This is a genomic window from Kitasatospora sp. NPDC023118, assembly GCF_055560875.1.
Genome location: NZ_JBVHHW010000001.1, coordinates 1 through 22,091, shown reverse-complemented (window position 1 = coordinate 22,091; position 22,091 = coordinate 1). Strand labels below are relative to the sequence as shown.

Sequence of the window (22,091 nt, the reverse complement as noted above, 5' to 3'; positions counted from 1 at the left end):
AGTGGGGGCCCCCGGCGGCGGGTGCGACGGGGGTGCGGTTGCGGTGCTCACGGGCGTTGCAAAGGTTCGTTGCAGGGTTGGGACGCGCTGCACCTCAACTGGAGCGACTGCACCGGGGGGTGGGGCCCCCTCGTCTGCGGTCGGAGGAATCGTGGCAGCAAACGCGCCGTTAATGACAGATGCATGCCACTGATTGGCCGATTCATTACCGAAACCGTATGCACAACGGTTCGTCAGTTGTGTTACGGCATAACCAAGTCTTGAACACGGTTTTCATGATCCCGGCAAAGTTCGATCACAGCCGGAGGTGACTGACCAGCGCTCAGTCCTCCGCCCCCTACCGCGCGGTAGGGGGCAGCGTCGCACGGGTGCGGCACGTCACAGTTCCGGCCGTGCCACCGCCGGATTCCGGCCATTCCCCGGCCGAAACGGAACCGGGCCCCGCACCGGCCGTAACAGCGGTGCAGGGCCCGGGAGTTACCGGACAGTCGGAATCAGTGGGTCAGTTCTGGACGAATACCGCCACGGTACGACCCGGCACGGTGAAGGTCCCGGTCGCGGCGTCGAAGCCGGACTGCTTCACCACCCGGTCCACCCCGGCCGCCTGGACGGGGTGCAGCGCCTGGCCGGTCCCCTTCAGCTTGGCCACGACCTGGGTCTGGGTGGTGGGCGTGGCGTTGAAGACCACCGTGATGCCCTTCTCCGCGCCCGGTAGTCCGGTGCCGTCCAGGTGCAGGGTGATCACCCCGGGCGTCTCGCCGGACGTGCCGGAGAGCGGGTACGACAGCCGCTGCTGGACGTCGGCCAGGGTGGGGAGCGAGAACAGCGGCGAGGACTGCTTGATCCGCAGGAAGTCCTGGAACTGCGCGGTGGTCGCCTGGATGTCGGCCGCGCCCACGGTCAACTTCGGGTTGGCCAGCAGGGACCGGGCGGTCGGCCACATCTCCTGGTTGTCCTTGGCCATCGGCAGGCCGCGGCCCCAGCCGTTGCCGTCCGTGGCCCCCGTCGTTGGATCGGGCCAGTGGATGGCGTTGAACCAGTCGCCGGAGTCGTAGGCGTTGGAGTCCAGCGACTTGGAGCGCAGCAGGTCGCTGCCGGCCTGGGCGAAGCCCGCGCCCTGGGTGAGCGCGGTCAGCGACAGCCCGAGCGCCTGCATCCGGGCCCGGTCGGCGGGCGCGGTGCCGGTCGGCAGCTTGTACGCGAGCGCGTCGAACAGGTCGGTGTTGTCGTGGGCGTCCACGTACTCCACCGCCTCCCCCGGCTTGGCCGCGTACCCGGTCGGGGCGCCGTTGTAGTCGACCTGGGCGCCGGTGACGGCCTTGCCCGAGCTGTCGGTGAAGGAGTAGCCGGCCAGGTTGCCGGTCAGCCCGACCTTCAACTGGTCCATCTGGTGCAGCAGTCGGGCCTTCTGCTCCTCCGGGCTGCCGTTCGCGGGCGAGCCGTTGGGGTCGGTGTACAGGCCCGAGGCGAAGCCCTGCTGCGGCGCCGAGCTGAGCATGAAGTTGCCGCCGCGGGCGGCGTCGCGGATCCGGTCGTCGAAGGTGGCGATGCCGGTGCCGGCCATGTTCTGCTGGGTGGCCTGCTCGAACCGGGCGTTGTTGGCGACGGTGCCGAAGTTCCAGCCCTCGCCGTAGAGGAAGATGTTCTTCCCGTCCACGCCGTCCGACTCGGGCGTCATCTTCCGCAGCGCGGCCTGCACGTCCAGCATGGTGGACTTCGGGTCGAGGCCCATCAGGTCGAAGCGGAAGCCGTCGACCTGGTACTCCCGGGCCCACAGGGTCACCGAGTCGACCACCAGCCGGTTCATCATGGCGTGCTCGGGCGCGGTGTCGGCGCAGCAACTGTCCGCCGTCACCTTGCCGTCGGCGTCCAGCCGCTGGTAGTAGCCGGGGACGACCTTGTCCAGCACCGAGTGCTCGGCCTGGCCGCTGGCGGCGGTGTGGTTGTAGACCACGTCCAGTACCACCCGCAGCCCGGCCGCGTGCATCGCCTGCACCATCTGCCGGAACTGCACGGTGCGCGCCGTACCTCCCCCGGCCGCCGGCCGGGAGGTGCCCCCGAGGTCGGCGGCGTAGGAGCCCTCCGGCACGTTGTAGTGCAGCGGGTCGTAGCCCCAGTTGTACGCGTCGTCGGCGGCGACGGCCGCCACGCACTCCTGCTGCTTCGGGCTGTCCGGCGGCAGGGACTTGAGGTCGCAGGCCGGCAGCTTCTGGTCGGCCCGGTTCTCGTGGATGGTGGCGATGTCGAAGGTCGGCAGCAGGTGCACCGTGGTCACCCCGGCCTTGGCGAGGTCCCGGAGGTGTTTCATCCCGGCCGAGTCGGACTCGGTGAACGCCAGGTAGGTGCCGCGCTCGGCCTCCGGGACGGTGGTGTCCTCCACCGAGAAGTCCCGGACGTGCAGTTCCTGGATCTGCTGCTGCGCGGGCGGGACGGCCTGCGGGCGGGGCTGGTCGTCCCAGCCCTGCGGCTTGAGCTCCTTGGCGTCCAGGTCGGCGACCAGGCTGCGCCTGGAGTCGGTGGACAGCGCCACCGAGTACGGGTCGGTGACGGTGTTGACCACCAGCTGCTGCACCGACGGCGCCCAGACCTTCACCTGGTACAGGTAGTACTTGCCGTCCAACTCCTGCTTGTCGCGGACGGCTTCCCACACCCCGGTCTCGTCGTCCAGCTTCAGCGGCAGCGTCCTCGGGGTGCCCCCGGTGGCGCTGTCGAAGACCTGGACGGACACCTCCTGGGCCGTCGGCGCCCACAGCGAGAGCGCGACCTTGCCGTCGTAGTACGCCGGGCCGAAGTCCACCTTGCCGGTGCGGCGCGCGTACAGGTCGTCCAGCACGCCCGGGGTCTGGACGCCCGTCCCGGCCAGCACCGCGCCGCTCGGCAGGTGTTCGGTGAACAGCAGCTGGCCGCGCAGCGCGGCCGGGACGCGGGCGGTGTCCCGGGCGTCCACGGTGAAGGCCCGGTAGCCCGCCAGGTGCGGGTACTCGGCCTTCTGGGCGTCGGTCAGTCCGCCGGCCACGGGGCTGAGGCGGATCCACTTGCCCGGCTTGGTCAGCACGCCCTTGTCGGCGCGGATGCCGCCCTCGGGGTCGTAGACCAGCTGGACGCTGGTGCCGCCGGCCAGGGCCTGGTCGGTGGCGCCGTAGTTCGCCGGGACGACGACGGTCTTCGCGTCGATCCACTGGGCCTTGGCGCCGGAGAGGTCCAACTGCGAGGAGGCGGCGGGGTTCTGCGGCAGCAGGTAGCCCTCACGGCCGCCGAGGATCCACACCTCCTTGCCGTTGACGGCGAAGTCGACCGACTGGTCGGCGGGCAGGTCCTTGTCGTTGCCGTGGTGCAGGATGTAGCTGAGGCTGGTCGCCCCGGGGGCGAGCGGCACCTCGAAGACGGCGCCGAAGGCGTCCCGGCGGGCCGGCATCAGCGGCTTGCCCCAGTCGGTGGGGTTGGCGGCGCCGGTCCAGTCGTGCAGGCCCCAGCCGTCGTAGTTCCCGTCGGCCCGGTTGTAGTGGATCACGACGGTGTTCGCCGGCTGCGTGTTCGCCGGGCCCGGGTCGGCCGTACGGACGGTCGCGTCGCCCTGCTTCAGCCACACCTCGCCGGTGGCGCCGACGTCGATGTGCCGGTCGGCGTCCACGTCCTTGACGCCGTTCTTCTCGACGATGAAGCCGACGTCCGAGGCCCCGGGCTTCAGCCGCACGTAGGCGAAGGCGCCGTACGCGTCCCGCCCGACGAAGGGGTGCCCGGCCGGCCACTGGGTGCCCTCGCCGTCGGCGAGGTCGCCCCAGGCGTAGAGGTTCCAGCCGTCGTAGTCGCCGTCCGGCCGGTTGTAGTGGACCACGGCGTACGGGCGGGCACCGGCGGTGGGCACCGGCTTGGGCGCGGGGGTGCCGGTGGTGAAGCTCGCGGTGGCGGAGCGCAGATGGCCGCTGGAGTCCTGCACGACGGCCTTGTACCGCACCACCGTGCCGGGCGCGACGGCGCTCAGGTCCTGGGTGACGGCGAAGAGCCTCCGGCCGTCGGAGCCGGACTTCCCGGTGTCGGCCGTCCCCAGGGTCTGCCAGGGCCCGTTGCCGATCTGCGCGGCGAAGCTCACCCGGTTGAACCCGCCGCCGTCCGCCGTGGCGCCGACCGTGACCGGGCCGGTCGAGCCGTCCGCCGGCGGCTGCACCGAGAGCTGCGGCGCGGCGTTCACGGCGGCCAGCTTGGCGCCCGCCTTGAGCACCACGGCGGACAGCGCCGGGACGGTCACGGTCACCTTGCGGTCCGCGCCGCTGGTGACCCGCGCTCCGGCCGAGGGGTAGACCGGGTCGAAGCCCATCCCCGCCGAGAAGGTGTCCAGCGTGACGGTCTTCGCCTCGGTGGCGTTGTTGACCGCCACCAGGTACTCGACCTGCTGGCCGGCGTCGATCCGGGAGAAGGCGTACACGCCCGCGCCGTCGGCCGCGTAGCGCTCGATCTGCGCGCCGTCGGCCAGCGCCGGGTTGTCCCGGCGCAGCTTGGCCAGGCCCGCGATGCCCTGGTAGAGCTCGCCGCCCTGCCCGTACCGGTCGGCCGGGCCGGAGGCGCCGCCGAGCACCCGGTCGCTGTTGTAGGAGGGCGTCTTGGAGGCGAACATGTCCTGCCGCGCGTCCTTGTCGCCGCCCGCGCCGGTGAAGCCCTGTTCGTCGCCGTAGTAGACGACGGGCTGGCCGCGGGTGAGGAACTGCAGCTCGCTGCCGAGCCGGTCCTTCTTCAGCAGGGTGGCGTCGTCGGCGCCCGGGTTGTCGGCGAGCAGGAAGGAGCCGAAGCGGCCCATGTCGTGGTTGCCGAGGAAGGTCGGCAGCTCGTACGCGTCGGTGTCGGCGCTGGTGTAGCGGTAGTCCTGGGCGTAGACGTCGGCGAGGTTCCTGGCCGAGCCGCCCTGCGAGACGTACGAGCGGGCCGCGCCCTGGAACGGGAAGTCGAGCGTGGCCTGCAGCTTGCCCTTGGTGACGTACGGCGAGGTGACCGCCGGGTCGCCGGAGTAGACCTCGCCGAACATGAAGAACTTCTTGTCGCCCTGCTTGGTGGCGAAGTCCTTGAGCGCGGGCGCCCACTGCTGCCAGAAGGCCATGTCGACGTGCTTGACGGTGTCGATCCGGAAGCCGTCCACACCGGTGTCCTTGACCCACTGCTGGTAGACCTGCTCGAAGCCCTTCACCACCCGGGGGTTCTGGGTGTCCAGGTCGTCCAGGCCGTTGAAGTCGCCCTCGGTGGCGGACTCGCCGACGAAGGTCGAGTCGCCGCGGTTGTGGTACAGCGCCGGGTCGTTGAGCCAGGACGGGCTCTTGGCCTTGGCGTCGGCCGGGGTGCGGAAGACCGGGGTGTAGGGGAAGGAGTCCTCGGTGATCTTCGGCCAGGGAGGCGCTGGGGGTACCTCCCGGCCGGAGGCTGGGGGAGCGTCGGCGATCGCGGTCTCGTCGACCGGGTTGCCGTCGGCGTCGAGGGTCGGGTAAGCGCCGACCGAGCGGTAGCCGTGCTGCTGCTCGGCGTCGTCGATGACGTCGGCGGTGTGGTTGGTGATGACGTCGAAGAAGACCTTGATGCCGCGCGCGTGCGCCTTGGCTATCAGCTCCTTCAGCTGCTCGTTGGTGCCGAAGTGCGGGTCGACCTGGGTGAAGTCGGTGATCCAGTAGCCGTGGTAGCCGGCCGAGGCGTCGGCTCCGCTGCCCTGCACCGGCTTGTTCTTGAAGATCGGGGCCATCCAGATCGCGGTGGTGCCGAGGTTCTGGATGTAGTCGAGCTTCTGGATCAGACCGGCCAGGTCGCCGCCGTGGTAGAAGCCCTTGTCGCCGGGGTCGAAGCCGTTGTCCAGCCGGCCCCCGGTGATGCCGCCGGTGTCGTTGGCGGCGTCGCCGTTGGCGAAGCGGTCGGGCAGGACGAAGTAGAACTGCTCGCGGGTGAGGTCGTGCCGCCCGGCGGTGGCCGCCAGCGCGGCGTCCGAGGGCGGGGGCGGCGGGGCGGCGGCGAGGGCCGCGGGGGCGCCGCCGAGGGTGGCGGCGGTCAGTGCGGCGGCCAGCAGCACGGCCGTGCGGCCGGGTCTGCGGCGGCCGGTGCTCCGTCGGGCAGTGCTCCGTCGGGGGCGGAGCGGCGTATCGGCCACTGAGGGGCTCCCTTAGGGGGAAGGGCGATCGATTTCCCAGGAAGCTAGCGGCCTGCAATATGTTTCAGCAAGATGCAGAAAACGTTTCGTGCCGGGAAAATCCAGGCCACGGGCGCTCCGGACCACCCCGGTTACGCCCCTCCGGCCGCCGGCATGACAATGGGACGTATGCCCGTTCCGCCGGTAACCACCAGACCCGATCGCACCCCCTACCCCGGTGGGATCCGCCCCCTAGCCCTCAAGGGGGACAGCCGGTGAAGAATCCACTTCCGGAGGATGAGCAGACGGCTACGAGCGGTCTGGCAGACTTGCCGTCCATGGGGGAACCGACCGAGATCCAGCGAGGCGCCGAGCGCGCCGACGCGGCCCACGGTGGCGGTTCCGAAGCAGCGGCGGCCACCGCGGCCCAGCTGCCCGAAGGAGCCACCCGTGCCGCCCAGTCCCGCACCGCCGCCCTGCGCGGCCGCATCCGTGACCAGCGCCGCTCACCGGCCCGGCCGCGGATCTGGATCGAGCTGGCCCTGATCGGGATCAGCTACTGGCTCTACTCGATCGTCCGCAACGCCGTCCCGGAACAGGAAGCGATAGCCCAGAAGCACGCGCGCTGGATCTGGGACCTGGAGCAGAACCTCGGCATCGCGGTCGAGCGCTCGATCAACCACGCCATGGACAGCGTCGGGTGGCTCATCACCGGGATGAACTACTACTACGCGACGCTGCACTTCATCATGACGATCGGCGTCCTGGTCTGGCTCTACCGCAGCCACCCCGGCCGGTACGTGGCCGCCCGCACGGTCCTGTTCGTCACCACCCTGATCGCCCTGGTCGGCTTCTACGGCTTCCCGCTGGCCCCGCCCCGGCTGATGACCGACGGCGGCTTCATCGACACCGTGAAGACCCACGGCACCTGGGGATCGTTCGCCTCCGGGCCCGCCGCGCACGTCTCCAACCTGTACGCCGCGATGCCCTCGATGCACATCGGCTGGTCGATGTGGTGCGGCCTGGCGATCTTCTTCCTGGCCCGCCGGAAGTGGGTCAGGGCGCTCGGTCTGATGTACCCGGCCGCCACCCTGCTGGTCATCGTCTCGACCGCCAACCACTTCTGGATGGACGCCGTCGGCGGCGAGATCTGCCTCATGCTGGGCTTCCTCGCGGCCCGCTGGCTGTACCACGAGTGGGTCTACAAGCTGCCCCGGGTACCCACCCGGGAGAAGGCGACGGAGGAGCCGATCACCGTCCCGGAGCAGTGGAGCGAACCGGCGGTCAGCACCGCGCGGCGGTAGCCGTACCGAACAGGGGCCCCTCACGCAGGGGCCCCTTTCACCTGCCCGTGGAGACTCAGCCGGACCCGTAGAACAGCCGCTCCACCACCGCCCGGGCCCGCCGGGTGGTGCGCCGGTAGTCGTCCACCAGCTCCCCGCTGTGCCCGGCGCCGTACCCCAGGTAGCGGGCCACCCCGGCCAGCTCCCGGGCCTCGCCCGGGAAACTGTCCCCCGGCCGCCCGCGCACCAGCATCACCGCCGCCCGCACCCGGGAGGCCAGCACCCAGGCCGCGTCCAGCACCTCCGCGTCCGTCGGCTCGACCAGCCCGGCCTCCATGGCGGCCGCCAGCGCGGCCCTGGTCCTGGTGGTGCGCAGGGCCGGCAGCTCGTGCCCGTGCTGGAGCTGGAGCAGCTGCACCGTCCACTCCACGTCCGCCAGCCCGCCCCGGCCGATCTTGGTGTGGGTGGTCGGATCGGCCCCGCGCGGCAGCCGCTCGGCCTCGATCCGCGCCTTGATCCGGCGGATCTCCAGCAGGTCCCGCTCCGGCACCCCGGTGCCGGGGAAGCGCAGCGGGTCGATCAGCTGCCGGAACCGCGCCCCCAGCTCCTCGTCCCCTGCCACCGGCTCGGCCCGCAGCAGCGCCTGGCTCTCCCAGACGTGCGACCAGCGCCGGTAGTAGGCGGCGTACGAGGCCAGGGTGCGCACCAGCGGGCCGCTGCGCCCCTCCGGCCGCAGGTCGGCGTCGACCAGCAGCGGCGGCTCGGTGGACGGCGCGGCCAGCAGGGTCCGCAGCTCGTTGCAGACCGCCTGGGCGGCCCGGGCCGCCTCCTGCTCCAGCGAGCCGAGCAGCGGCTCGTGGACGAGGAGCACGTCGGCGTCCGAGCCGTAGCCCAGCTCGTGACCGCCGAAGCGGCCCATCGCGATCACCGCGATCCGGGTCGGCAGGTCCCCGTGCTCGGCCTCCCAGCCGGCCACGCAGGCGCGCAGCGCGCCCTGCAGGGTGGCGGCGTTGAGCGCGGTCAGCGCCTCCCCCGCGGTGTCCAGCGCCTCGCCCGGGTCCTCCCCGAGCCGGCCGAGCACGTCCGCCGCGGCCGTACGGAACAGCTCCCGGCGGCGCACCGACCGGGCGGCGGCCACGGCGGCGGCGGTGGAACCGGCCCGGCCGACGGCGGCCAGTATCTCCGACTGCAGCGCCGCCCGGCCGCGCGGCACCAGGCCCTGCGGATCGCCCAGCATGGCCACCGCCTCGGGGGCGCGTAGCAGCAGGTCGGGGGCGAGCCGGCCGGCCGACAGCACCCGGGCGAGCTGCTCGGCGGCGGCGCTCTCGTCCCGCAGCAGCCGCAGGTACCAGGGGGTGCGGCCGAGCGCGTCGGAGACCTGGCGGAAGTTGAGCAGTCCGGCGTCCGGGTCGGCCGAGTCGGCGAACCAGCCGAGCAGCACCGGCAGCAGGGTGCGCTGGATCGCCGCCTTGCGGCTCACCCCGGAGGCGAGCGCGCTGATGTGCCGCAGCGCGGCGGCCGGGTCGGCGTAGCCGAGCGCCTCCAGCCGGGCCCGGGCCGCGTCCGGGGTCAGCCCGGCGGCGCCGGGCGGCAGCTCGGCGACGGCGTCGAGCAGCGGACGGTAGAACAGCTTCTCGTTCAGCCGCCGGACCTCCACCGCGTGCCGCTTCCACTCGCGCTGCAGCGCGGCCACCGGGTCGGAGCGGGTGTCGTCGTTGATCAGCGCGGCGAGCGAGCGGGCGAGGCGGCGCTGGTCCTCCTCGGCGGTGGGCATCAGGTGGGTGCGGCGCAGCCGGTGCAGCTGGATGCGGTGCTCCAGCGAGCGCAGGAAACGGTACGCGGCGTCCAGCGAGGCGGCGTCCGCCCGGCCGACGTACCCGCCGCGGGAGAGCGCGGCCAGCGCCTCCAGGGTGTTGCCGCTGCGCAGCGCCGGATCGGTGCGGCCGTGCACCAGCTGGAGCAGCTGGACGGAGAACTCGACGTCGCGCAGCCCGCCCGGGCCGAGCTTGAGCTGGCGGTCCAGTTCGGTGGCCGGGATGGAGTCGATCACCCGGCGGCGCATCTGCTGCACGTCGGTGACGAAGTTCTCCCGGGCGGCGGCCTGCCAGACCATCGGGGCGAGCGCCTCGACGTACGCGGCGCCGAGCTCGGCGTCCCCGGCGACCGGGCGGGCCTTGAGCAGCGCCTGGAACTCCCAGGTCTTGGCCCAGCGCTGGTAGTAGGCGAGGTGGCTGGCCAGGGTGCGCACCAGCGGGCCGTTGCGGCCCTCCGGGCGCAGGTTGGCGTCCACCGGCCAGATGGTGCCCTCGCCGGTGGTGTCCGAGCAGAGCCGGGTGAGCGCGGCGGCCAGCCGGGTGGCGGCCTTGACCGCCTCGTGCTCGTCCACGCCCTCGCGCGGCTCGGCGACGAAGATGACGTCCACGTCCGAGACGTAGTTGAGTTCGCGGCCGCCGCACTTGCCCATGCCGATCACCGCGAGCCGGCAGGCCGCGGCGGCCTCCGGGTCCTGCTCGGCGGCGAGGTCCAGGGCGGTCTGCAGGGTGGCACCGGCCAGGTCGGCGAGTTCGGCGGCGGTCTGGGCGAGGTCGGTGGTGCCGGTGAGGTCGCGGGCGGCGATGGCCAGCAGGCAGCGGCGGTAGGCGACCCGCAGCGCGTTCGCCGGGCTGAGGGTGTCGTCCCGGACGCCCTCGGCGAGGGCGCGGCGGAAGTCCTCCGGGCCGGGGTGCATGTCGCGCAGCTCGAAGGTGACCAGCACGTGCCAGTCGTGCGGGTGCCGGGCCAGGTGGTCGCCGAGCGCGGTGGAGACGCCGAGCACGCCGAGCAGCCGGTCGCGCAACGGCTTGGAGGTGGTGAGGGTGTCGCGCAGGGTGCGCCGCTCGGGTTCGTCGGCGGCCTCCAGCAGCCGGGCCAGGCCCAGCAGCGCGAGGTCGGGGTCGGCGGTGGCGCCGAGCGCGTCCAGCACCACCGGGTCGTCGGCCAGGCCTTCCAGTCCGGGGCCCGCCAGCAGCCGCACCGCCTGCGCGGGGTCGGTGAACCCGCGCCGGACCAGCCTGATCTCGGGCCGGCTGACCCGGCTCCCGGCCCGCTGCTCCTCCACCGCCATCGGCCCCTCCATCCGTCCCCCCAGCAGGTTACGCGCCCGCGCGGCGCGGCGCCGGGCGTGACCGGCGGGTGGACCGGCGGGTGGACCGGCGGGTGAACCGGCTCGGCCGTTCGAACCCGCCCGCGCTGCACCGCGGGCCCGCCGTCGTCCGAACGAACGACAACGGGCCCGTAGGGGTTTGAGCCGGGCTCAGAGCACCTGGAGGTTCTTCCGCAGCTCGAACGGGGTGACCTCGGAGCGGTACTCCTCCCATTCCTGGCGCTTGTTGCGCAGGAAGAAGTCGAAGACGTGCTCACCCAGCGTCTCCGCGACCAGCTCGCTGCGCTGCATCAGGTCGATCGCCTCGCCGAGGTTCTGCGGCATCGGCTGGATGCCGAGGGCGCGGCGCTCGGAGTCGGACAGCGCCCACACGTCGTCGTCGGCGCCGGGCGGGAGCTCGTAGCCCTCCTCGATGCCCTTGAGGCCGGCCGCGAGGGTGACGGCGTAGGCGAGGTACGGGTTGCAGCCGGTGTCCAGGGAGCGGACCTCGATCCGCGTGGAGCCCTGCTTGCCCGGCTTGTACATCGGCACCCGGATCAGCGCCGAGCGGTTGTTGTGGCCCCAGCAGATGTACGAGGGGGCCTCGCCGCCGGCGCCGGCGGTGCGCTGGGAGCCGCCCCAGATCCGCTTGTAGGAGTTCACCCACTGGTTGGTGACGGCGGCGGTCTCGGCGGCGTGCCGCAGCAGGCCGGCGATGAAGGATCTGCCGACCTTGGAGAGCTGGTACTCGGCGCCGGACTCGTGGAAGGCGTTGCGGTCGCCCTCGAACAGCGAGACGTGGGTGTGCATGCCGCTGCCCGGGTGCTCGGAGAACGGCTTGGGCATGAAGCTCGCGTGCACGCCCTGCTCCAGCGCGACCTCCTTCATGACCAGCCGGAAGGTCATGATGTTGTCGGCGGTGGACAGCGCGTCGGCGTAGCGCAGGTCGATCTCCTGCTGGCCGGGGGCGCCCTCGTGGTGCGAGAACTCGACCGAGATGCCCATCGACTCCAGCATGGTGATCGCCTGGCGGCGGAAGTCGTGGCCCACCCCGCGCGGGGTGTGGTCGAAGTAGCCGGACTGGTCGGCGGGGATCGGCGGGGTGCCGTCGCCCGGCAGGTTCTTCAGCAGGAAGAACTCGATCTCGGGGTGGGTGTAGAAGGTGAAGCCCAGGTCGGAGGCCTTCTCCAGGGTGCGCTTGAGCACGAACCGGGGGTCGGCGTAGGAGGGTGAGCCGTCCGGCATCAGGATGTCGCAGAACATCCGGGCGGTCCCCGGGGTCTCCGAACGCCACGGCAGGATCTGGAAGGTGGTCGGGTCCGGCTTGGCGATCATGTCGGACTCGTAGACCCGGGCAAAGCCCTCGATCGCCGAGCCGTCGAAGCCGATGCCCTCCTCGAAGGCCTGCTCCAGTTCGGCCGGCGCCACCGCGACCGACTTCAGGAACCCGAGCACATCGGTGAACCACAGCCGGACGAACCGGATGTCACGCTCTTCGAGCGTCCGAAGCACGAACTGCTGCTGCTTGCCCATGGGGACAGTCTCACCTCTGCTCTTTACGCTCGTGTTACGCCCGGGCGGCCCCCGAAAGACCTCGCGCGGCGACTGCCCCCATCATGGCCGATCATCGCGCCGCCCGGCAGTGCCGACCCCGGTTCCGGACCCCCTAGCGGTACATTGCGTCAGTTAGACGATTACACTCGGGGCATGCCCAATCTCCGTCTCGCCCTGTGCCAGATCGACCCCTGGGTCGGTGACATCGCCCGCAACAGCGATGAGGTGGTGCGCTGGACCAGGCAGGCCGTCGAGGCCGGTGCCCAGCTGGTCGCGTTCCCCGAGATGGCCCTGACCGGGTACCCGGTCGAGGACCTCGCCCTGCGCAGCTCGTTCGTCGAGGCCTCCCGCGGTGCGCTGGTCGAGCTGGCCGGGCGGCTGGCCGACGACGGGCTGGGCGAGGTGCCGGTGGTGGTCGGCTACCTCGGACGCTCCGACCACGCCTCGCCGCGCTTCGGCCGCCCGGCCGGGTCGCCGCAGAACTGCGCCGCCGTACTGCACCGGGGTGAGGTGGTCACCCGCTTCGCCAAGCACCACCTGCCCAACTACGGCGTCTTCGACGAGTACCGCTGGTTCGTCCCGGGCGACCAGCTGCCGGTGCTGCGGGTGCACGGGGTGGACGTCGCGCTGGCCATCTGCGAGGACATCTGGCAGGACGGCGGCCGGGTCACCGCCGCCCGCGAGGCCGAGGCCGGACTGCTGCTGGTGGTCAACGGCTCGCCGTACGAGCGGAACAAGGACGACCAGCGGCTGGAGCTGGTCCAGCGGCGCGCGGCCGAGGCGGGCTGCACCCTGGCGTACGTCAACATGGTCGGCGGCCAGGACGAGCTGGTCTTCGACGGCGACTCGATCGTGGTCGGCGCGGACGGCGAAGTCCTCGCCCGCTCCCCTCAGTTCGAGGAGCACCTGCTGGTGCTGGACCTCGACCTGCCGGCGGCCAGCAGCGACCACACCGACGGCCTGCTGCTGAGCGACGGGCTGCGCCTGGTCCGCACCGGGCTGGGCGGCGAGCAGGCCGAGGCCCCCGCCGGGCGGCTCGACGCCGGGGTCGCGCCACGGCTGTCCGACGAGGCCGAGATCTGGGCCGCGCTGGTCGCCGGCACCCGGGCCTACGTGAACAAGAACGGCTTCAGGTCGGTGTTGATCGGCCTCTCCGGCGGCATCGACTCGGCGCTGGTGGCCTCGATCGCGGTGGACGCGATCGGGCCCGCGAACGTGTACTGCGTCTCGATGCCGAGCCGCTACTCCTCCCAGCACTCCCGGGACGACGCCGCCGAGCTGGCCCGCCGCACCGGGCTGCACTTCCGGACCGTCTCCATCGCCCCGATGTTCGACGCCTACCTGGGCGCCACCGAGCTGACCGGGCTGGCCGAGGAGAACCTGCAGTCCCGGCTGCGCGGCACCCTGCTGATGGCGATCTCCAACCAGGAGGGGCACATCGTGCTCGCGCCCGGCAACAAGAGCGAGCTGGCGGTCGGCTACTCGACCCTGTACGGCGACTCGGTGGGCGCGTTCGGGCCGATCAAGGACGTCTACAAGTCGCTGATCTTCCGGCTGGCCCGCTGGCGCAACGAGGAGGCCGAGCGGCGCGGCGAGGTGCCGCCGATCCCGGAGAACACGATCAGCAAGCCGCCGTCCGCCGAGCTGCGGCCGGACCAGAAGGACACCGACTCGCTGCCCGACTACGACCTGCTGGACAGCGTGCTGGACCGCTACATCGAGGGCGACGAGGGCCGGGACGCGATCGTCGCGGCCGGCTTCGACCCGGCCGTGGTGGACCGGGTGGTCCGGCTGGTCGACACCGCCGAGTACAAGCGGCGCCAGTACCCGCCGGGCCCGAAGATCTCGGTGAAGAACTTCGGCCGGGACCGCCGGCTGCCGATCACCAACCGCTGGCGGCGCGGCTGACCTACGAGGAGTACCGGTAGGCGGCGGCCACCGCGAGGTGGTCGCTGCCGTCCCGGGGCAGGGTGCGGGAGTCCACCGGCTTGAGCCCGCCCTTGCTCATGATCTGGTCGATCCGCGCCATCGGGAAGGCGGACGGCCAGCTGAAGCCGAAGCCGTCCCCGGCGGCGCCCTGGGCCGAGCGCATCTGCGAGGTGACCGGCGCCAGGCTGCGGTCGTTCATGGTGCCGTTGAGGTCGCCGAGCAGCAGGACCTTCTTCTGCCGCTCGCCCTGGATCGCGTCCCCGAGCGCCTGGGCGCTGACGTCCCGCTGGTCGGCGGTGAAACCGCTCTCGGCCTTGAGCCGGACCGACGGCAGGTGCGCGACGTACACCGCGACCGGGCCCTGCGGGGTGGCCACCTGGGCCCGGAACGCCCTGGTCCAGCCCATCTTCAGATCCACCGGGGAGACCCCGCTGATCGGGTACTTCGACCAGAGCCCGACCGTCCCCTCCACCGCGTGGTACGGGTACGCGTCGGCGAGGCCGGTCTCGTACGCCCGCAGCTGCCTGCCGGCCAGCTCCTGCAGGGCGACGATCTGGGCGTCCGAGGCCACCAGGCCGCGGATGGTGCCCGGCACGTCGGTGTTGTCGGCGGCGACGTTGTGGCTGACCACCGTCCAGTCGCCCTTGCCGCCGCTCTTGTCGGTCAGCTGCCCGCCGAACAGGTTGGCCCACAGCACGGCGGGCAGCAGCAGGGCGAGCAGCGCGGTGGCGGAGCGGCGCAGCAGCGCTGGCACCAGCAGCGCCGGGACTGCCAGGCCCAGCCAGGGCAGGAAGGTCTCCAGCAGGCTGCCGAGGTTGCCGACGCCGTTGGGCACCTCGGCGTGGAAGGCCAGCAGCACGGCGGTGAGCACGGCCAGCAGGGCGATCACCAGTCCGCGCCGCCAGGTGCTGCTGCCGCGGTCGTCCCGGCCCCAGTCCCGCAGGCCGAGGAAGCCGCCGGTACGGCCGGCGGGGGCGGCGCCCGTGCCCCCGGCGTCCGTGATGCGGTCGGTGCTGTCCGCCTGCGTCATGCCGTGGCTCCCTCGTTCGTGCCGTCGCCGGTCCGGCGTCCGGTCCGTGCGGGTACGGGCGAGGTGCCGGACTGGTGCCGGTTTGATCGGATACCCGGCTCAGCCTATGCCGGGACAGACGCCCGGCCCCGGGAGCGGGTTCCGGCGTGGCCCGGTTTGGTGAGCCACGCCACGTCCGGACACGATCTACTTGGGCGCGAGGCCGTCGAGCAGGGCGTCGACCATCTTGCGGGCGAGGTCCGGGTCCTCCAGGTCGGAGTCGTCCCACAGGATGCTGCGGTAGAGGATCGGGCCCATCAGCAGGTCGCCGAGCAGGTCCAGGTCGAGGTCGTCGCGGATGATGCCCTCGGCGACGGCCTGGCGGATCAGGCAGAGCCCGGCCTCCCGGCGCGGTTTGATCACCCGCTCGCGGTACGCGGCGTACAGCTCGGGAAGGGTCTGCATCTGGCCGAGGGCGGCCTTGAGCACCCAGCGGGTGCGCTTGGCGAGGCCGCGCCGCCGGACGTAGTCGATCATCTCGATCAGGTCGTCCCGGGCGCTGCCGCCGGACGGCTCCGGCACCGGGACCTCCAGCCGGCTGACCACGTCGACCAGCAGGGCCTCCTTGTTGGACCAGCGCCGGTAGATGGTCGCCTTGCCGACGCCGGCGGCGGTGGCGATGCCCTCGATGGTGAGCTCGGAGAGTGTGGTGCCGGCGGCCATCATGTCCTCGACGGCGCTGAAGATGGCTTGCTCGGCGGCCTCACTGCGGGGCCGGCCGCGGCGTGCGGCCGCGCAGTGCTGTCCGGTGTCGGCGCTCGGAGTGTCCGTCCTCATCCCCGCTGTCTCTCCCTCGCTGACCCCGGGCGCGCGGGCGCCGTGGGTTTTTCGGTGGGTGGGTCCGCGGGCGGGGGCCCCGCCTGGACCGAGGCCCTGCCGACCGGGGGCACCGGTCGGCAGGGCCATTGTCGCGCAGCTGATCCGCAGATCAGGCGTCGGCGGCCGCGGTCTCCCGGGTCTGGCCCGGCTGCGTCGGGGCCGGGCCGCCGGGGGCGGCGGGGCGGCGCGGCAGCAGGAACCAGGCGACCAGCGCGCCGACCAGCGAGATGCCCACCGAGAGCGAGGCCACCACGTGCATGGCGTGGATGAAGGAGTCGTTCGCCGGGGCGATCAGCGCCTTGCCGGCGCCGTTCGGGATCCGGTCGGCGATGGCCAGGGTGGCCTCCAGCGACTCGCCGGCCTTCTCGCGCAGCCCCTCGGGCAGGTGGTCGAGGGTGTCGGCCATCCCGTTCCGGTAGACGGTGGAGAGCACCGCGCCGAGCACGGCGACCCCGAGCGAGCCGCCGACCTGGCGGAAGGTGTTGTTGACGGCCGATCCTGCGCCGGCCTTCTCGCGGGGCAGCGAGCCCATGATCGCGACGGTGACCGGGGGCATGACGTGCGCCATGCCCGCACCCATCACCAGGCCGAGCACGATCAGTACCCAGATCGGGGTGGTCGCGGTCAGCACGGTGTAGCCGACGAAGCCGATCGCGACCAGCACCATGCCGCCGGCGGCGGTGGCGGCGACGCCGAGGCGATCGACCACCAGCCGGGCCCGCGGGGCGAACATCAGCTGGGCGACGGCCAGCGGCAGCATCAGCAGACCGGCCTGGAGGGCGCTGTAGCCGCGCACGCTCTGGATGTAGAAGACGCCGAAGAAGGACACGCCCATCAGCGCGAAGAAGATCACGCCGACGACCACCACGGAGGCGCTGAAGACCTTGTTGCGGAACCAGGTGACGTCCAGCGCGGGGAACGGGGTGCGGCGTTCGAACCAGACGAAGGCGGCCAGCGCCACGACGCCGAGCAGGGTCGGCCCCCAGGCCTCGAAGGCGGTGAAGTCGGCCAGCTCGCCGCCCTTGATGATGCCGTAGATCAGCGCGACCAGGCCGATGATCGACAGCAGCACACCGACCGGGTCGAGCGCGCCCGGGTTGGGGTCCTTGGACTCGGGGACCAGGATCGCCATCGCGATCACCGCGACGATCACGATCGGGACGTTGATCAGGAAGACCGAGCCCCACCAGAAGTGCTCGATCAGCACGCCGCCGGTGATCGGGCCGATGGCGATGGCCAGGCCGACCGCGCCGGCCCAGATGCCGATCGCCTTGGGCTGCTCCTCGCGCTCGAAGACGTTCATGATGATGGCCAGCGTGGCGGGCATCGCGAGCGCGGCGCCGACGCCCATCAGGGCGCGGTAGCCGATGAGTTCACCGGGCGAGCCGGACATCGCGGACAGCAGCGAGGCGATGCCGAAGACCACCATGCCGGCCAGCAGCGCGAGCTTGCGGCCGAAGCGGTCGCCGAGCAGGCCCGAGGTGAAGAGCAGCCCGGCGAAGACCAGGGTGTAGGAGTTGATCGCCCATTCGAGGTCACTCTGGGTGGCGCCCAGGCCGACCGGGGCGGGGGTCGCGATGGTCTTCATCGCGACATTGAGGATCGAGTTGTCGAGCACGACGACGAGCAGGGCGAGCACCAGGGTGCACAGGATCGCCCAGCGTCTGCGGTGGATGGCTTCCGGCACACGGGGTGGCGCGGCTGCGGTGGTCATTGGTCTTCCCGTCCGTGTTGGCGTGGCACTGGCGGGCATTTGCGAGTCGCGGACGTCTCGTAACCCCCCGCACCAGAGTAGCGGCCGATACGATACGAGACGACTCCGTTTCGCAAAATGGAGGCAAAGCCCGGCGGGCCCGGAGGGGCCGGTGTGGCGTGGATCGCACCCGGCCGAGCGCACCCCTCTTTGCGCTCACGTCGGGGCGTGCAAGCATGGAGGTGATCCGGGGACGCCGCACGGCGCCACGAGACGACAACCCTTCAGGAGTCCGTTCGATGAACGCTTCTTCGCCTTCGTCTGCCCAGAACCAGGCGTCGACCACCACCCTCTACGGCGGGGTCACCAACCGCCGCGTCACCGTCCGCGACCTCGCCGGCGCCAAGCAGCGCGGCGAGAAGTGGGCGATGCTGACCGCCTACGACGCCCTCACGGCAGGGGTGTTCGACGAGGCCGGGATCCCCGTCCTGCTGGTCGGCGACTCCGCCGGCAACTGCCACCTCGGCTACGAGACCACCGTGCCGGTGACCATGGATCAGATGGTGATGCTCTCCGCCGCCGTCGTCCGCGGCACCCAGCGCGCGATGATCGTCGCCGACCTGCCGTTCGGCTCGTACCAGGAGTCGCCCGCCCAGGCCATGCACAACGCGGCCCGGCTGATGAAGGAGGCCGGGGTCGGCGCGGTCAAGCTGGAGGGCGGCGAGCGCAGCGCCCGCTCGATCGAGCTGCTGGTCGAGGCCGGCATCCCGGTGATGGCGCACATCGGCCTCACCCCGCAGTCCGTGCACGCCTTCGGCGGCTACCCCGTCCAGGGCCGCGGCGACGAGGCGGCGCACCAGCTGCTGCGCGACGCCAAGGCCGTTCAGCAGGCCGGCGCCTTCTCGGTGGTTCTGGAGGCCGTCCCGGCCGAACTCGCAGCCCAGGTCACCGAGCAGCTGGCGATCCCGACCGTCGGCATCGGCGGCGGGCCGGAGACCGACGCCCAGGTGCTGGTCTGGACCGACATGGCCGGCATGACGGCGGGCCGGGTGCCCAAGTTCGTCAAGAAGTACGCCAACCTGCGCGGCGTCCTGGGCGAGGCCGCCCGCGAGTTCGCCGAGGAGGTCCGCACCGGCGCCTTCCCGGCGGCGGAGCACAGCTTCCACTGACGGTCACTGCCCGCTCCGGCGGCCACCCACGGTCGCAACGTCGCCGCTTCGGCATCGCCGAAGCGGCGACGTTGCCCCAGGCCCCGGGCCGTACCGCCACGAAGTCAGGCCCGGCCTGCAAGCAGATCGCACTCAGCAGGACCACCGGGCGCGCAGACCTCCCTGTAGACCAAGAAAAGCTGGTTGGGGCTCAGAATGCTCAGCGGCCCTCTCGGAAGCGGGCCCATTGCTGAGCTGCCTGGTTCAGGCCAGCGGTCCACGGGTCCGGATCGTTTCCCGCGATGTCGGCCCACATGCGGGCCTGAGCCTTCGCGAAGACGTTCACCAGCGCGGGGTCGCCGAGACTCCAAGCGGGAATCCGGGCGGCCCAGGCTTCTGCCGCAACCGGGCTACGGCCGCCCGCAGCGATCAACCAGATCACCCACAGGGCCGGGTCGATCCAAGGGGCCCCGCAGGTCGCCCATGCCCAGTCGACCAGAAGCGCACGACTCCCGTGAATCAGGACGTTCTCGTTGTTCAGGTCGGTGTGCAGCAGGCAGCTTCCGGCGAACCGCGACAGCATCCCCAAGTCGTCCACGTAGGCGGCCCATCGCTGCTCGGCCCGGCGAAGCTCGATCGGGGGGCACGGGGTGCGGCCGAGTCGGGTGAGGGTGTCGACCATCAGTTCCAGGTCCCCGGCCACCTTGTAGTCGGCGTGGCGGGCCTCGACATGCTCGAACGCGACGAGGCTCCAGCCGCCGACCTCCAGCTGCCACAGCAGCGTGGGAGCGAGGCCTGCCACGTATTGGTTGATCTCCGCCTCTCGCCGCTGCGTCCACACGCGTGGGTGGCTCGACTGCATTCCCTTGACGAAGACAGCGCCGCTGGAGGTGGTGAGCTTGGCGGCGATCTCGGAGTTGAAGCCGGCCGTGACGGTCTGCGCCGCAAGGATCGGCGCACCGAGCCGGGCGGTGACGCCCTGGTGCACGGATTCGGGCAGGTCTGACCAGTGAATGCGGGTGGTGGTCACAGTGTCCAGGTTCCCAGAGTCAGCCCGGAGGCCGACGGCACCGAAGCCGTCGGCCTCCGGGGAGATGCGCCTTACCGGTACGGGTTGTCGTCGCTGCACCCGGGGAGGGCGTCAGCGCCGAAGTCCTCCATGTTGTCGATGAACTCCAACGTCTCGTCGTCCTGCTCGCGTCGGGTGGCGGTCATCTCGACCATGACAGCGCTCATGCTGCGTTTCCTTTCTGACCGTGCTGGCAGTAGGTGTTCAGCGGTGCCTTCGCTTCCTGGTAGCGCTTGGCCAGCGGCCGGCAAACCGAGCAGTTTCCGGAGAGCTGGCAGCCGGAACAGCCACCGGTGCGAAGCATGAGTCGGTCGGCGATTCCGCCGAGCCGGGCAAGACCCTGGACGCCTTCGGTCATGACGTCGATCTGCTCATCGCGACCGACCTTGCAAATCGAGGCCCTTCCGTGTGGGTCGACGTGGAGGAACGTGTGTCCCGCGTTGCAGCCCTCGAACCGTTCGAGCGGCTTCAGGTGAGTCGGCGACTGGGACGCGAGAGATTCGGCGCCGCCGTAGATCGTCGGCGACATGTGGGTGTACTCCTTGTACGGGAGCCCGAGTTCGTCCGCCATGGCGCGCATCCGGTCGTGTTCGTGCGCGTTCTGCGCGGTGACGATCAATGCCAGCCGCAGGGGAAGGCCGGCCTCGATCCCGGCGGCCAGTCCGCGCATGACCCGTTTGAAGGCGCCCCGGCGACGGGTGAACGAGTCGTACGTCTGCGCAGTCGCTCCGTAGAGGGAGACGGTGACCCTGTACGGCCTACTGGCGGCAAGCGCCTCCAGGGTGGCGTGGTTCGACAACCGTGTGCCGTTCGTCAGAACCTCGATCATCATTCCCAGCTCGTGCGCGAGCCGGCACGAGGCGGAGAAGTGGGGGTCGATCAGCGCCTCGCCTCCCGTGATCTGGAGCCACACGATCCCGGCGTCGCGCAGGATCAACAGCAGGCGGTGCTTGCCCTCCTCGTCCAGACCGGCGAACCGCTTCGGCCCGAGGTAGCAGTGCTCACAGTCCAGGTCGCAGCCGAGGTTGATCTCCCAGCTCGCCCGGCTGTGCCCGTACACAGGGGCGTCGCGGATCAGGACGACACCGTCGACACGTCGAGGAGCCAGTTCGATGCCCCACCGCATGCGGGTGGTGTCTGCGAGCCAGGACGGGATGCCGAGCCCGGAGTCATGGGCTTGTTCCAGCTCCCGGAACCGCTGTTCAGGCAGCTTGATGCCCTCCAACCGGCCCGGTCGCAGCAGAACGAAGCTGTTGAGGAACGGACTTGCGATCAGGTCGTGCAACATTTCCCTCCTTCACCTGACACTTCCGGGGCGCACTGGGCAGCCGGCGCCAGTTCTGCCCCGGTTGGTCTCACATCCATGAGCCAGTGGCCGGGTCAGATGCCTGTCGGTCAGCAGCCGCACGAAGGACTCGCAGTTGCGCCTCAGCAGCCGATTTGGTGTAGAAGCGCTTGATCCGGTCCGAGGAGCCCGGAACGCGCACGTACTCGTGTTGCTCGTGGTCATAGATCCCCCAGCACTCCAGCAGGCGGAAGTGAGGGCTCTGGGAGTCGATCACGCGGATCTCGTACCGAGACAACGCAGAGGGGGCGGCCACCGCACGACCTCCGCTTTCGGCTCGCTCTTGCGGATCCGTCCCGGCTGCTGTGCCCGAGCCTGAGCCGCGAAGACCGGTTCGGCGAGCCGCGTGTCTCCCATCACGAACCTGGTCGGGCTCAACCTCGAACCAGACGACCTTGCCTGTCCCGACCGGGTACCAGCCCCAGGAGTGAGCCAGGACCTCCACCAGGAGGAGGCCGCGGCCGTTGGTGGCCATGTCATCGGCCGTGCCCCTGTCCGGTGGCCTCGGACTCGAATCCGAGACCTCAACCCGCAGACGCACACCGGTCCATCGGACTGCCACACGACACTGTCCGCCCGTGTGCTCAACGGCGTTGGCCAGCAACTCGTCCGCACACAGCTCCACGTCGCGCGCCGCATCTCCCGTTATGGGGACACCCCAGGATCGAACGAGTTGGGCGACCTCTCGACGGGCCAGAGGCACCGCCCCGAGGTCTGCCTCGACGTCCCATTCACAGAGCACCGGCACAATCACGGTGTTCAGCGGACTCATAGCCGTTCCACTCCAAGCCGAAGTCTCGGCGACCATGCGCCTTCACGCGCTCTCGTTGCGGCATGCTTGCCGCATCACCCAGGAAACAAGAGGGAGTGAGCAATAGTCAAGACCTGTGGATGAGTTGTCGTGCGAGCGCGGGGTTATGGCAACGGGGCCGGGCTCCGCAGCCTCACATCCGTGATCTCAGCA

At 71.2% G+C, this 22,091-nt stretch carries 13 protein-coding genes; 3 read left to right on the top strand and 10 right to left on the bottom strand.

Translation table 11 applies throughout. The annotated features are described in order from the left end of the window. Positions 1 to 502: 502 nt before the first annotated feature. Positions 503 to 6,118 carry a pullulanase-type alpha-1,6-glucosidase gene (gene pulA, locus ACZ3UD_RS00065; RefSeq protein ID WP_465580450.1) on the bottom strand — a complete coding sequence of 1,872 codons (5,616 nt, stop codon included), beginning with the start codon at positions 6,116 to 6,118 and terminating at the stop codon, positions 503 to 505. A 317-nt stretch (positions 6,119 to 6,435) separates the two neighbouring features. Between pulA and ACZ3UD_RS00060 the strand changes: the two genes are divergently transcribed. After that, complete coding sequence (locus tag ACZ3UD_RS00060; RefSeq protein ID WP_465580448.1) at positions 6,436 to 7,401, top strand: phosphatase PAP2 family protein; 966 nt, start codon at positions 6,436 to 6,438, stop codon at positions 7,399 to 7,401. A gap of 55 nt (positions 7,402 to 7,456) precedes the next feature. Here ACZ3UD_RS00060 and ACZ3UD_RS00055 read toward each other — a convergent pair whose 3' ends face one another. Both ACZ3UD_RS00055 and glnA read right to left on the bottom strand, forming a co-directional pair. Further along, positions 7,457 to 10,483 carry a bifunctional [glutamine synthetase] adenylyltransferase/[glutamine synthetase]-adenylyl-L-tyrosine phosphorylase gene (locus ACZ3UD_RS00055; protein ID WP_465580446.1) on the bottom strand — a complete coding sequence of 1,009 codons (3,027 nt, stop codon included), beginning with the start codon at positions 10,481 to 10,483 and terminating at the stop codon, positions 7,457 to 7,459. Between the two features lie 189 nt (positions 10,484 to 10,672). Next, the gene (gene glnA, locus ACZ3UD_RS00050; RefSeq protein ID WP_380609224.1) at positions 10,673 to 12,034 is read right to left on the bottom strand and encodes a type I glutamate--ammonia ligase; all 1,362 of its coding nucleotides are present in this window, start codon (positions 12,032 to 12,034) and stop codon (positions 10,673 to 10,675) included. Positions 12,035 to 12,208: 174 nt separating this feature from the next. On the opposite strand from glnA, the gene ACZ3UD_RS00045 reads away from it, so the two are divergent. Beyond that, positions 12,209 to 13,963 carry an NAD+ synthase gene (locus ACZ3UD_RS00045; RefSeq protein ID WP_465580443.1) on the top strand — a complete coding sequence of 585 codons (1,755 nt, stop codon included), beginning with the start codon at positions 12,209 to 12,211 and terminating at the stop codon, positions 13,961 to 13,963. Position 13,964: 1 nt separating this feature from the next. On the opposite strand, the gene ACZ3UD_RS00040 is transcribed toward ACZ3UD_RS00045, so the two are convergent. From ACZ3UD_RS00040 to ACZ3UD_RS00030, 3 genes are all read right to left on the bottom strand, one after another. Then, a complete protein-coding gene (locus ACZ3UD_RS00040) occupies positions 13,965 to 15,014 on the bottom strand; it encodes an endonuclease/exonuclease/phosphatase family protein (RefSeq protein ID WP_465580441.1) in 1,050 nt (349 codons plus the stop codon). A gap of 186 nt (positions 15,015 to 15,200) precedes the next feature. Next, on the bottom strand, positions 15,201 to 15,830 hold the full coding sequence (locus ACZ3UD_RS00035) for a TetR/AcrR family transcriptional regulator (protein WP_465580439.1): 630 nt from the start codon (positions 15,828 to 15,830) through the stop codon (positions 15,201 to 15,203). A gap of 151 nt (positions 15,831 to 15,981) precedes the next feature. Beyond that, the gene (locus ACZ3UD_RS00030; RefSeq protein ID WP_465580437.1) at positions 15,982 to 17,586 is read right to left on the bottom strand and encodes a DHA2 family efflux MFS transporter permease subunit; all 1,605 of its coding nucleotides are present in this window, start codon (positions 17,584 to 17,586) and stop codon (positions 15,982 to 15,984) included. A gap of 278 nt (positions 17,587 to 17,864) precedes the next feature. Between ACZ3UD_RS00030 and panB the strand changes: the two genes are divergently transcribed. Further along, a complete protein-coding gene (gene panB / locus ACZ3UD_RS00025; protein ID WP_465580435.1) occupies positions 17,865 to 18,734 on the top strand; it encodes a 3-methyl-2-oxobutanoate hydroxymethyltransferase in 870 nt (289 codons plus the stop codon). Between the two features lie 199 nt (positions 18,735 to 18,933). Here the strand turns inward: panB and ACZ3UD_RS00020 are convergent, their stop codons facing one another. The 4 genes from ACZ3UD_RS00020 to ACZ3UD_RS00005 form a co-directional block, all read right to left on the bottom strand. Beyond that, entirely contained in the window at positions 18,934 to 19,743 is an 810-nt protein-coding gene (locus ACZ3UD_RS00020; protein WP_465580432.1) for a protein kinase family protein, read from the bottom strand. Between the two features lie 71 nt (positions 19,744 to 19,814). Further along, positions 19,815 to 19,949, bottom strand: coding sequence for a hypothetical protein (locus ACZ3UD_RS00015; protein ID WP_465580430.1), 135 nt, complete (start codon positions 19,947 to 19,949; stop codon positions 19,815 to 19,817). Next, a complete protein-coding gene (locus ACZ3UD_RS00010) occupies positions 19,946 to 21,070 on the bottom strand; it encodes a radical SAM protein (protein WP_465580428.1) in 1,125 nt (374 codons plus the stop codon). The genes ACZ3UD_RS00015 and ACZ3UD_RS00010 overlap by 4 nt, the downstream gene beginning before the upstream one ends. 67 nt (positions 21,071 to 21,137) lie before the next feature. Further along, positions 21,138 to 21,899, bottom strand: a complete 762-nt coding sequence (locus ACZ3UD_RS00005; RefSeq protein WP_465580426.1) for an ATP-binding protein — start codon at positions 21,897 to 21,899, stop codon at positions 21,138 to 21,140. Positions 21,900 to 22,091 lie beyond the last annotated feature (192 nt).

Coding starts and splice junctions, on each gene's coding strand:
- ACZ3UD_RS00040 (WP_465580441.1), bottom strand. CDS start 15,014: ATGACGCAGGCGGACAGCACCGACCGCATCACGGACGCCGGGGGCACG.
- ACZ3UD_RS00035 (WP_465580439.1), bottom strand. CDS start 15,830: ATGAGGACGGACACTCCGAGCGCCGACACCGGACAGCACTGCGCGGCC.
- ACZ3UD_RS00060 (WP_465580448.1), top strand. CDS start 6,436: ATGGGGGAACCGACCGAGATCCAGCGAGGCGCCGAGCGCGCCGACGCG.
- ACZ3UD_RS00030 (WP_465580437.1), bottom strand. CDS start 17,586: ATGACCACCGCAGCCGCGCCACCCCGTGTGCCGGAAGCCATCCACCGC.
- panB (WP_465580435.1), top strand. CDS start 17,865: ATGAACGCTTCTTCGCCTTCGTCTGCCCAGAACCAGGCGTCGACCACC.
- ACZ3UD_RS00005 (WP_465580426.1), bottom strand. CDS start 21,899: ATGAGTCCGCTGAACACCGTGATTGTGCCGGTGCTCTGTGAATGGGAC.
- glnA (WP_380609224.1), bottom strand. CDS start 12,034: ATGGGCAAGCAGCAGCAGTTCGTGCTTCGGACGCTCGAAGAGCGTGAC.
- ACZ3UD_RS00045 (WP_465580443.1), top strand. CDS start 12,209: ATGCCCAATCTCCGTCTCGCCCTGTGCCAGATCGACCCCTGGGTCGGT.
- ACZ3UD_RS00015 (WP_465580430.1), bottom strand. CDS start 19,949: ATGAGCGCTGTCATGGTCGAGATGACCGCCACCCGACGCGAGCAGGAC.
- ACZ3UD_RS00010 (WP_465580428.1), bottom strand. CDS start 21,070: ATGTTGCACGACCTGATCGCAAGTCCGTTCCTCAACAGCTTCGTTCTG.
- ACZ3UD_RS00055 (WP_465580446.1), bottom strand. CDS start 10,483: ATGGCGGTGGAGGAGCAGCGGGCCGGGAGCCGGGTCAGCCGGCCCGAG.